This is a genomic window from Calothrix rhizosoleniae SC01 (assembly GCF_900185595.1).
Classification (GTDB): Bacteria; Cyanobacteriota; Cyanobacteriia; order Cyanobacteriales; family Nostocaceae; genus Calothrix_A; species Calothrix_A rhizosoleniae.
In genome coordinates, this window is sequence record NZ_FYBH01000251.1 from 1 (window position 1) to 12,046 (window position 12,046).

The 12,046-nt window shown below is 38.5% G+C and carries 9 protein-coding genes; 3 read left to right on the forward strand and 6 right to left on the reverse strand.

From position 1 onward, the window contains the following. On the reverse strand, nucleotides 1-209 hold a 209-nt coding region (locus CALSC_RS14985; protein WP_088242136.1), incomplete at its 3' end, for a hypothetical protein. A 922-nt stretch (nucleotides 210-1,131) separates the two neighbouring features. On the opposite strand from CALSC_RS14985, the gene CALSC_RS14995 reads away from it, so the two are divergent. Then, nucleotides 1,132-3,720, forward strand: coding sequence for a hypothetical protein (locus CALSC_RS14995; RefSeq protein WP_088242131.1), 2,589 nt, complete (start codon nucleotides 1,132-1,134; stop codon nucleotides 3,718-3,720). A gap of 111 nt (nucleotides 3,721-3,831) precedes the next feature. Further along, nucleotides 3,832-6,426, forward strand: a complete 2,595-nt coding sequence (gene lon, locus CALSC_RS15000; protein WP_088242137.1) for an endopeptidase La — start codon at nucleotides 3,832-3,834, stop codon at nucleotides 6,424-6,426. A 335-nt stretch (nucleotides 6,427-6,761) separates the two neighbouring features. Here the strand turns inward: lon and CALSC_RS15005 are convergent, their stop codons facing one another. The 4 genes from CALSC_RS15005 to CALSC_RS15020 all read right to left on the reverse strand — a co-directional run bounded on the left by CALSC_RS15005 (nucleotide 6,762) and on the right by CALSC_RS15020 (nucleotide 9,971). Beyond that, nucleotides 6,762-7,220: a protein tyrosine phosphatase family protein gene (locus CALSC_RS15005; protein WP_200817644.1), complete on the reverse strand. Its 459-nt coding sequence runs from the start codon at nucleotides 7,218-7,220 to the stop codon at nucleotides 6,762-6,764. 437 nt (nucleotides 7,221-7,657) lie between these two features. After that, entirely contained in the window at nucleotides 7,658-8,044 is a 387-nt protein-coding gene (locus tag CALSC_RS15010; RefSeq protein WP_088242132.1) for a VanZ family protein, read from the reverse strand. Nucleotides 8,045-8,302: 258 nt separating this feature from the next. After that, entirely contained in the window at nucleotides 8,303-8,563 is a 261-nt protein-coding gene (locus CALSC_RS15015) for a hypothetical protein (protein ID WP_088242133.1), read from the reverse strand. Nucleotides 8,564-8,846: 283 nt separating this feature from the next. After that, nucleotides 8,847-9,971 (reverse strand): site-2 protease family protein, encoded by a 1,125-nt coding sequence (locus tag CALSC_RS15020; protein ID WP_088242134.1) that lies wholly within the window; start codon nucleotides 9,969-9,971, stop codon nucleotides 8,847-8,849. A gap of 307 nt (nucleotides 9,972-10,278) precedes the next feature. Between CALSC_RS15020 and CALSC_RS15025 the strand changes: the two genes are divergently transcribed. Next, nucleotides 10,279-10,692, forward strand: a complete 414-nt coding sequence (locus tag CALSC_RS15025; RefSeq protein WP_088242135.1) for a metal-sensing transcriptional repressor — start codon at nucleotides 10,279-10,281, stop codon at nucleotides 10,690-10,692. Nucleotides 10,693-10,809: 117 nt separating this feature from the next. Here CALSC_RS15025 and CALSC_RS15030 read toward each other — a convergent pair. After that, nucleotides 10,810-12,046: protein-arginine deiminase domain-containing protein (locus CALSC_RS15030; protein ID WP_268807215.1), on the reverse strand; the 1,237-nt coding region annotated here is incomplete at its 5' end.

Genomic DNA, 12,046 nt, shown 5'->3' on the forward strand with positions numbered 1-12,046 from the left:
CTTATTGTGGTTGTCATCAAACACAACAGGATAATTCCCAGCTTACAAAACCAATCTCCTATAAAGGACAGCAGAGCTACGAAAATATTCAAACCCCCAAAACTCATTGATAGAATGTAGGCGATCGCAAAGCTGAATATTCCTAATAAGAAATATTTGAGTAACTTAGCAGTCAATTTGAATAGACTGCTATATTGATTTGTTGTCATGGTTATTAACTCCAATATGATGAATTTATTGTGTTAATTGCTAAAAACGCAAAAACGGATGCGCGGAAGTCCCTTAAAACTTCAGCAGCACCCGTCGTGGTTATTCCCATCGATGGCTATTAACAGAGATTTATTTAGATTTTGTTCGGAAAATTCTCACACCAAGCAATTCAATTCAAAAATTTATAACCTGGAGTTGTGGTATAATCATCTCCAAGCTCCACACGAAATTCCGTGGACTATTGACGGGGAAAACAGTAGTCCATATTTGTTATCGTGTCTGTCATAGACGATAACAATAGTTGCAAACCCTTGCTGAAGGAAAAACACCTCATGCAGCGAACTATTGAGCTTTTCTATCACCTGTTCAACAGTCTCCAAAGCTTCTCTATGTCTGAGCAGAGGAGGTGTCTTCCATGTACCCAGATCTTCAGAAGTAATCAGGAAATCGTGCAGTTCTCCAGAGATGCATTGGACCCTATACTGACCTTGATTAAAACTACACTTGATTTTCATACATCCAGTGTTCCTAGATTGTTGAAATCTAGCTAGCTTTTGTTGGCAACAGTTGAGGACCCTCTCGACTGTTTTAGGAATCATAGATTCAGGTCATAACTTGTAAAGCGAATTTACATCTGTAATAATACAGCATTTTAAGGCAAATAGTAAAACATTTCAATATGCAAATTATCATAGGCAATAATGTAGTTTAAGCTACATTATTGCTGAATAAATCAAGTATGTAAAAAAAACTGTATATTGAGATACGGAAAATGGTGTAAATTATATTTATAGAGTAAATGGAATTTACACTTTTGATATATATAGAGGAAAAAATGTATATTAAAATACTGAAAACAGTATAAATTCCATTTAAAAGTAAACACAATTTACATTTGTGTTATATGTAGAAGATAGGGATATGGGTAAAGAAAGTGTTGGAGACCAAAAATATCTGCGGGAGATGCTCCAATTCTTCCTAGATAAAATGGAAGCGACTCAAGTGGAATTATCGGAAGGGATGGGTATTAGTCGACCAGTTGTGGTTAATTTTTTGAATGACCACAAGAAACAACTGCCAGTTGATCGCCAAAACTTGATCGATTTATGCAAGAAACTTCCAAATCGTAGGAGATCCAAAAGGAAATCAAAAACAGAGGGTGAACAAAACTCAGAACCGATAGAATCTAATCCTGATGAGTTACGAAAGTTATTGGGAGAGATTGGATCTGATGAACTGCTGGAGTCTGCTGGCTTTTTGCCAAAGGACACCAGTAGTATTAAAGTAAGCAAAGAAAAGTTCTTTCAAGTTGCTCAAGTAGTTGCATGGCTGGAATTTTTGGATTTTGAAGACTTCCTGCCCACAACCCAAGAGTTCTTGGCAATCGCAAGTAATAAGGTAGGAATTGCCAGCAAACAGCTTTTAGGGGAGGGTGCTGAGTCTCAAGAAAATGACTTTCTAAGGTCTTTGATTGATAAGTTGGGTAAATTAAGGGAGTCAGGGGAATCTTACCCAAATTTGGGCTTAAAACTGAGACTAGAAATCATTGACAAGCTAAAACGAATTTGGAAAAGGCTAAAAGCTGGAGGTAAAGCAAACTTCACTCGGCAAGAAGCAATTGGGCTATTTCTAAGCATTCTCATCAAAGAGCAAATGCCAAAATACCCAACCAATCTGCATCTTATAGTTGAAAAGTTAGAATTTAAAATTTTATCCCTATCTGTTAGTAAAGAAGCAGCATATAACTTGTTATACGATAAGTTCGTAGAGATTGCTGAACAGGCAGAACACGCTCTGAATGCTCAAGGTACATCCCAAGAAGCGCAGCTAGAGGTACAGTCTCTTGACTCCCTAAGTCCAGTGATTATGGCTGTAATTACTTGTAGCTTTAGCCATGATGACAATAAGAGTGAATTTCTGGAATGGATGTATACCTCTAGCAATACGATGGTGGAAAATGCTATTGGTGCTTGTAGCCTACATATGGGCTTTACTAAGGATGTAGCTAAAATTAACTTATTTACAAAAACCCTGGATACCAGTATTAATTCTTTAGTTGAAACCACAGTAATTCTGGGAAATCAACAAGGTTATCAGGGGATTTGGGTTGATCGAGACTCAATGATTACCATGCTACAAGCGATCGCCTGTGCTGGCAAGTCATGGCTGGCGGATAAAAACTTCAGTGGCGAACTTGATTTAGAAACTTATGCTTCAGCATTTAAAACTCTCTCGCAGTTGAGAAAGCAATTAACTAAAGTTAGGAGAGATTTTCAAAAATATCAGTTTATTGACGAAGATTACAATTCCACGAACGAAGATTATAAGGTCGAAATTAAGAAGATTGGGAATACAGCTTGGAATGAATTGAACAAAATTTCCCAAGACAAGATTTACTTTACTTATCGACTCAACTTCTATCGTTGCTATTTGATCGCAAAACGACTAAATCTCAGGCTATCTAATGCTCAAGGTGATATTCCTCAGGCGAAAATAATTATTCAAGAAATTCAACAGGTATTTGAGGAAAACAAAGAAGCAGAAGAACTTGTTCCTATCCAAGCTTTAATTAAGTCAGAAGTCTATTTATATGAGCTTTCCTGTGGGCATAATCCAGACTTATTTTCATCCAGTAAAAGAAGCAAGTGGCTGGGATTAGAAGAATGGGACAGGAAAATTAGAGGTGCAATTAGACCAGACTCTTGCTATAAAGATCCTGGTTTAGATATTTATCAAGCATTGTCTGAAATTTATGGAAATATAGCGCGGATAGAGTTTTATCTTGGTGACGATAAAAGTACGCTGGAAAAATCCACAGAATATTTTCTGAAAGCAGCCCACTATGCATCACGTATTGGTTTAACTCAGCGAATGTCTCGATGGCTAGCTTTAGCAGGACGAGTTTGGGTCAGGCTTGGAGATGAGAATTTGTCAAAACAGGCATCCAAATTTGCTACTAAACTTGCCATAACTGATTTACCAATTGGTCATAGTGATAATTTTCGTCAAGCAGTTATTTCAGAAATTAATTTGCTAGATGGAGAACGTTTGCTCTTAATTGAGAATAAACCTATTGAGGCTTTAAATCATTTTTTAAAGGCACTTAAAGGGGCTGTATACTTGGGTTTAAATCGTCGAATTTGTGATGCACTTTTTAATATTTCCAGGTGTTCAAATAAACTTGGTAACTTTAGCACCAAGGAGGGAATTAGCAGAATTTTCAAGGAAGAAGATCAGTTAACTGAATTTAACAAAAAGAAACTGAATCGAATGAAGAACAGCACCTCCGAGAAAGTTTTAGATTTACTTTTTAGCTTGTGGAATAGAGAAGATAACCCTACCTGGTTCCAAGTGCGAGATGAGTTTTCTCAACTTGCTGCCCAAATTTGGCAAGGATGGCATGATGATTCAAAAGAATATCATCGTGATAAATCTGAGCTTAAAGCAACAACAATACACCCTATAGCCGAGCGTATTCAAAACGAGTCTTGGCTTTGTCAATTGAATTGATAGTATTTTTTTCCTCACCTCCCCTCTTCACAAGTTCCTCAAACTTTTAATTTAACTTCAAAGTAGAGTCGCCATGCCTGACAGTCAAGCGATTACTTTATGGGAGCTGTTATGAATTACCTTAATAACTTATTTCCAGGACAATCAAAAGCATTGGAAACTAGATCCCTGCTTCCTTTGCGAAATATTGTCCTACTTCCCCAAATTACCTTACCTGTGGTGGCAGGACGACCTCGATCCCTGGCAACGGTGGAAACTGCTGTATTAACGGCACAAAAAGAATTGGTAATTGCCACCGTGAAACCAGAGATGGCTAGTCGCCTAGATGGGAATGAAAAAGTAGAAATAGAAAAGTTAGAAGATATTTATCCTATTGCTACCTTGGCAACCATACAACGCATGGTGCATTTACCTATGGGAGCGGCACAGTTGATTGTCCAAGGATTAGAGCGGGTTAAAATTGAGGAATTAAGTCTTACTACTGAGGATGCTCCAAAGGAGACATCTGACACCAATACTCCCCAGGAAAGTCACCTCAGTGGCAAAAGTACATTAAGTGTAAAGTTTTACCGGCTGCCAAAGTTAACCAAAAAAGCAGCAATTGCTTCTGGCACATCATTGGCGACTCTAGACGCTCTGACAGAGGCAATAAAAGCTCTCTGGCAAGAAATAGCTGATTTTCATCCTGATTTTCCCGAAGAGGTGCTATCTGTATTGCTAGCAAGTAATGATCCGGGGGAATTATGTTATCAAACTACTATGTTACTGCCCCATAATGTGGAGCAATTACAGGAAGTACTGGAACAAGAAAGCTTGGAAGCACTACTACGATTGGTACTAGAGAAATTGAGTCAAGAGTTGGAAGTGCAAAAACTGCGGGGAGAAATTTTAGGGGAAACCAAAAAAGAACTTGACCAACAACAACGGGAATTCTTGCTCCGCCAACAACTGAAGAAAATTCAAGAACAATTGGGTGAAAACGAACCAGAAACCCAAGAAATTGAAGATTTGCGATCGCAACTAGCAGCAGCACAATTGCCCCAGGTGGCAGAAAAACAGGCAAAACGGGAATTATCTCGTTTAGAAAGGGTAGGAAGTAATTCTGCGGAAGGAGGGGTGATTCGTACCTATCTCGACTGGTTACTAGAAATGCCATGGAACAAGATGGTAGAAGATAAACTAGATTTACAGAATGCTAGGGAAGTACTAGATGCAGATCACCACGGTTTGGTAAAAGTCAAAGACCGTATTATTGAACACCTAGCTACTTTCAAACTCAAAAAAGCTTCTGCCAATAATAGTTCAGCAGACAAGGAAGAAAAACCACGAGCATACCAAGAAAATTACACAGTTGGTACGGTACTTTGTTTTACTGGAGCACCAGGGGTGGGTAAAACTAGCTTGGGACGTTCTATCGCTAGAGCTTTGGGTCGTCCTTTTGAGCGGGTTAGTTTAGGTGGCTTGCGAGACGAGGCAGAATTGCGTGGTCATCGCCGTACTTATATTGGATCCATGCCGGGACGAATTATTCAAGCATTACATAGATCGGGAGTCAAAAACCCGGTGATGATGCTGGATGAATTGGATAAAGTCGGCATGGACTATCGTGGTGATCCAGCTTCAGCATTGCTAGAAATTCTTGACCCCCAACAAAACTATTGTTTCCGGGATCTGTATTTAGATTTGGATTTTGACCTCTCCCAAGTATTTTTTATCGGTACTGCTAACGACCTTTCCAACGTCCCTGCACCCTTAATAGACCGATTGGAAATTATTGAGTTACCTGGCTATTCTCAACAGGAAAAAGTGGCGATCGCGGAAAAATATCTCCTACCCCGTCAAATCAGAAAATCTGGACTTCCAGAAGCTGCAATACAGGTACCAACAACTGTTTTTTCCCAAGTCATTGAGTACTATACCCGTGAAGCAGGAGTTCGTCGTCTAGAACAACAACTGGGTAATATTTGCCGCAAAGTGGCTGTTCGCTATGCTGGCGGTAAAACCGAGCCAATGACAATCCATCCAGAACAGCTAGAAGATATGCTCGGTCCAAAAATTTTCCTGCGAGATGAAAGTCGCAAAACACCCTTACCTGGTGTTGCAACTGGTTTAGCATGGACTCTAGCAGGGGGAGAAGTTTTATTTGTAGAAGCAGTACAATTACCCCAAGGTAAAGAATTAATTTTGACTGGGCAGTTGGGTAAAGTCATGGAAGAGTCGGCTCATATTGCTTACTCATATCTCTGGGCAAATGCAACTACTTGGAATATTGATGTGAGTGTATTTAAAAATAACGGCATACACTTACACGTTCCTGCTGGTGCTGTTCCCAAAGATGGTCCTTCAGCCGGGGTAACAATGGTATGCGCGATCGCTTCCTTACTGACGGGACGAGCAGTGAGAACAGATACGGCGATGACTGGAGAAATTAATCTCAGTGGAGAAGTTTTACCCATTGGTGGCGTACGTGAAAAAGTTCTCGCAGCTCATCGCCTGGGAATTAAACGAGTCCTGTTACCACAAAAAAATTCCAAAAATTTAGTAGATGTACCTGAAGATGTGCGCTCTCAGATCGAATTTATCTTTTGCAAACAGATAAATCAAGTACTCGAAAATAGCCTAATTTGCCAAGATAATTTTTCCATTTCCCAGAATTGTGGCAATGGTCACCAAGCAGATATAGCGATACGCGCAAGTAATAAGTAACAAGTGAGCCATTGCGGTGGAGGGGTTTCCCGGCATAAAAGAGGCAGTGCGTTGGGCGGGTTCCCGACTTATAGCAACTGCCGTCAACTGGCGCAACCCGTAGACGCGAAGCGGCTCCTCGCAGAGTAGGGGTTCCCCTCCGTTCGGCTTTGCCGTGCTCGAAGGGCTTAGGATTCACTCTGAAGGAGTAATAAGTTTACTGTTCATAGGTTTGTCCTAACGTGCTGTGGTAGTGCTATAAATTGAAAATAGAGTAAGCTAATGTGCATTTTTCCTTCACACTTTAACGGCTAAAGTCAAGAGGCATTAACTGTAGGGGAGATAAATAGTATATTTTAGCGATATACATCGATTACATCTTGGATCAACTTGTGCCAAATCTGGTTAGGAATCCAAATTGCGTATAAATCTTTCTTAGCTTCTTCTTCATTAAGACTGTCATAAATATAACGATACAAATACATGAATACAGAAGCTCTTTTGTTGGCTACACAATGAACAAATATTTTTTTATTGACATTGAGTTCCATCATTTTAAAAAAATCTTTAGCATCCTCAATCAAAGGATTGTCCCAAACTACAGGAATATGTATATATTCCATACCTGTTGCTTCAACAACTTTTTTCTCATCAACTAAAGCGTCAGGAGAATCAGACATTGCTAAATTAATAACTAACTGATAGCCTGCTCTTTTAATCGTTGCAATATCTTCCTTGTCAGGCTGCCCAGAAGTAGCAATTTTATCTGAAATTTTCAGATAATTGTAAATATTTTCAATACAATTATGAGACATTATCCTTATGGGAATAATCATTAACTGTAGCTGTCATCTACTTTAATACATCATGACAGAAGACATGGGAAAAATTTTGCTTTCCTTTTACTGTTCAAAGTCAGCTTATACTTTTCGTTTGGGTCTTTTTGTCAAATATGAACCAACACTACTAAGTAGGCTCGCTGGAGTATAACCTGAGGATATGAGAGGAACAAATACCTTGTCCTACTTTGCAAGCTATATAGTCATGATAGCTGTCCAGTATAGCGCTACATGCAAATAACAGGTAATAAGTAATAAGTTTATTGCTCATGGGTTTCAGCGTTCAAAAATGTCCTAATGTGCTTTGGTAGTGCTATATTTAGCATCTTTGATGTGAGAGTAATAAAACCTATTGGAATATTCTCATATATGTCTTGCTATTATTATGATAATACTGTTCATTAGTAACTTATTTATTTTTCAGAAGGTTGTTTAATAGTAATTTTTTCTGCTAACCAGGTAAAAAAGACAATACCACAAAAATCAGCAGCTAAATCAACCAAATCAAAGGTGCGATGAGGTGAAAAGTGTTGTAAACATTCTTCAATAAATGTCAAAATACCTACTGTGATTGGTGCCATAGGGATAGAAATTTTGAAAATATTTATGTATCTTTTATTAAGTGCTAAGTGAGCAAGAAAAGCTGTCAAGCCAATTAAAATGAAGTGTCCGATAGTATCGTAAAAAGGAATTGTTGAGCTTTTAGCTGGTAGAACTTTCAGATATGCAGAAATGATAATTGTAATTATAATTCCCAAATAAAACCAAAAAACTATGACCCAAGGGTTATTTAATTTCATACTATTAATTATTTACAAATAGTTTTCTATATAGCACTACCCATATCATTTAGGATATTGTTGAATCCTAAAACCGATGAACAGCAAAATTATGATTTACCTGTAGTGCTATAACTACCAACATAATAAATAACATTCCGCAAATGGGAATGTTATTTCCTAGGAAACCCTGTAAAGATATGATGAATTTAATATGATTGTTTCTTGTGTTTCATTTATACTTAATAGTATTTTTTCTGATGCCAATAAAAAATACTATTAAGTATGAAGATTTGCTTGCTCTTGTAACCAAGGATCTACAGGTTGTCCATCCTTACGCTTCAATTCTATTTCTACTAATATTGCCTCTGGAGAGCCAGGAGGAGCAGGCTTTTCATGAAAAATAATCTCAAACTCTGCTGGATTCTGATTACGCTCCTTCAGCCATTCTTGTACCTTGGTAGTTGCAAAAAAAGATTGCCCTTGGGTAAACATTCGGGTAATCTGCATCTGTAGGGTATAGGGATTTAATCGACCCATTTTTTACTGCCTCAATAAACATTAATTTCGGTCAAGTTATGTATCTATTATCTTGTGAATTTGATGTTGTGATACATATACATTAAGCGATCGCAGTTACCTATTGTAGACCCTGGCAAATGTTTTTTAATCCCGTAGTTAGCCATGGAAATAGAACTCTCTAATCTAAGGGGGTGAGCGAAAAAAGTGTGGGAAGTGCGGGAGGTGTGGGGAGTAATTTTTTGAATACTTAGCTAGAAATCCCACCCAAAATTTCGTTCACCCAATCTAGGGTTAGTAACAGTTACGCGGGGTTAGCTGGGACTGGGTTTTGCAATAAGTTAATAATTGCAGCTTTTTCTAAAATACCTACTAGTACTCCATTCTTACCAATCACAGGAAGTGTAGATAATTTTGTGCCCTCAAGCAACTGTATGACTTCCAATAAGGGGATATCAGATTTTACAGTGTTATACAGCTCAATTGGTTGCATGATTTCCGTGATTTGAATTTGTGACCACTCAAATGTGGGAATGGTTCGCAAATCGTCAACAGATATAGTTCCTAATAATTTTCCACTATCATCTGTGACTAAGAATTTATACCAATTTTGCCAATATAGTATCCGTTGGTCAGCAAATTCCCTCAAGGTCATATTCACAGACACAATTGGACTATCATCGGTCACAACATCCCCTGCTGTTAAACCTGTAAGTTTCTCCTGAACTTTGGCAAATTGAGCCGCATTACCAGCATTTTGTAGTACAAAGAAACCAATTAATAAATTCCAAGAGTTGGCAAAGCTACCAAATAAGAATAAGGGTATTAACCCAGATGCGATCGCTAACCAAGCGAAAACTTGTCCGATACGACTGGCAAAAACTACTCCCTTATAAGGATTTCCTGTGATTTTCCATACTAGAGATTTCAGTATGTTACCCCCATCTAAAGGCAATCCAGGAATTAGATTAAATAGTGCTAATGCCAGGTTGACTGAAGCCACAAGAGCCAAAATTGCTGCCAATGGCCCAGATCCACCAGTCAAAAAGCCAATAGCTGTGAATATACCAAAGAGTATAAAACTAACCAAGGGTCCAGCGATCGCAACCCAAAAAGCTTCACCTGGAGTTTCTGACTCTTTTTCCAAGCTGGCTAATCCGCCAAATATAAATAATGTGATTGATTTGACATTAATTCCTTGGCGCAGGGCAACAAAGCTATGCCCTAACTCATGGGCGACAACAGAACTAAATAATAATAGCGCTGTCATTAATCCTAATAGTACAGTTAATCCTGCTGATAATTGAGGAAATTGTGCTGCTAGCCCACTACTATAAGTCCAAGTGACTAAACCCAGGACTAAAAACCAAGAAGGGTGCAGATAGAAAGGAATCCCAAAGAGATTGCCAACACGAATTGTGCTATTCATGGCGTTCACCTCTGATTGTTATGTTTAGAGGTGAAAATCACCTCGTTACTTATGAATTTATTGTAACGAAGTATTAACTACTTTTAAGCTTTGTAACTATAGTGGTGTCCGTCGGTTATTGTGCGGTTTTTGTCACTATTGAACTATTGATGCCAATTAACTGGGGAAAATTCTCTAAATTACTCCATTTTCAAGAAAACAATCAGCTATTTTAACTAGGCTTACTGTAGGATAGGGGAAATAAAAAATACTACCGAGCTATCTTAATAGGCTAGGATTTTACTACAGTAACCATCCACAACAGCCCATGAATGGATCAAATCGATTAGCTCAACAAGAATCCATAAGCAATCATCAACATCCAGAATCCTCACCAAAAAATAAAAAAATCAATAAGAATCAAGATAGTCAACACAGTACTCATCAGCACGAACATTCGATTCATCCTCACGTTCATAGTGAAGAGTCATTGCGAAAAATAGTTAATAGATTGTCACGTATAGAAGGGCATATTCGTGGTATAAAAAGTATGGTGCAGCAAAATAGCCACTGCCCAGATGTGTTGTTGCAAATAGCCGCAGTTAGGGGAGCATTGGATAGGGTAGCACGTATTGTTTTGGACGAACATTTGACTGAATGTATTGGTAGAGCTGCCCAGGAAGGTAATATCGAAGTGGAGCTAGAGCAATTGAAAGCAGCTTTAGATAGATTTTTACCCTAGTTCCACTGAACGAAAGTGAGTCAAAACAATTCTGGATTTTGGATTTTGGACTTCTTCGTGAGCGCTCAGTCGAACGATTTTGGATTGACCCCATGTGTTTCAATGCAATTGTTGTACCTAAGAAACTATGGATTCAATCTCCCACCATTTTTTAGCGAAAGGTTGTCGGCGTGTATTAGTACCACAATGAATTTCTCCTCGTCCGCGAAAATAAGGATCCCAATCATCAATAAAGTGGCAAACTAAACCCAAAGGTTCTAAAATATCTTTCACATAAGCTTCAAATTGGCATTGGTGATTAACTTTGGGTCCAAATGGTTTGGGAATACCAAGATGCTGTTGCAGAACGATCATATTCACCATGTTGGGGAAAAAAGTTTCTGCTCGTCCAGCGCCATCATCTTCAAACAAACCAGGTATATGAATAATATCTTCTTCGCTTAAATCTAATTCCTGTTGTAAAATCTCTCGATTCCAATTAATGTATTCCTGAAAACGTTGGTTATGATCAGCTAATTCTTGATTGTCGAGAATATCTGCCACACTGATATCAGCAGGTTGACCAAAAAGCCGTTTTCCTTGTCGCAATAATAATTGAGAATGTCCTTCATCTCGTAATCTTTTGAGCAGGTCATAACACTTGTCAGGACTAGCTAAAAGTAGTTTAAATCCTTTAGGAATAGATGTAGGCACAAAGGTCATAAACTCATCAATATGCCCTACACTGAGCCAGTCAGAAAAAATTTCCAAGGGGGCTTGAATTTTTTGGGCGTAGAGAAAGTCTCGCAACACTCTTAACATCCGACGCGGATTGGGAATAATTTCAGTGCGAGTTCCGCCAAAGATGATTCGACCAAAAGGATAATCAACGCCGTTGACAGTGACTGGAGGAGAAACTTCTAAATTACCAAAAGAATCTAACTTTGTTGCTTGCTGGCGGCTTTTACGAGTTACATAACCAAAATCGATTCCTAGGAGTTTGCGTTTGGGAAAATCAACTAATCCCCGATCGCGGGGGGAATCAAATACTACGTGCATTAGTTGTCCTGGAGCTTGAGCGTAACCAATTTCAATTTCGTCTTGCATCCAAGGATCATCTTGATGAAACCGATAAGGAATAATATCTAGTTGGGCGTTAGCTTTACCCACAACTTTTCTCAATTCGTCGATAAATTCTGCATTAAATCCTTGAGATAAACGAGAAACATAAACAGTGATTGGAGATAAGGTATTAGGAGTCATCATCCAAGGAGCGACTCGAAAAACCACGCGATCGCTGTATACTGTTTCTCCATCTTTCACGAGATTTAAATTAATCTCAACTAGACCATCGAAATCAACATCAGGATAACTT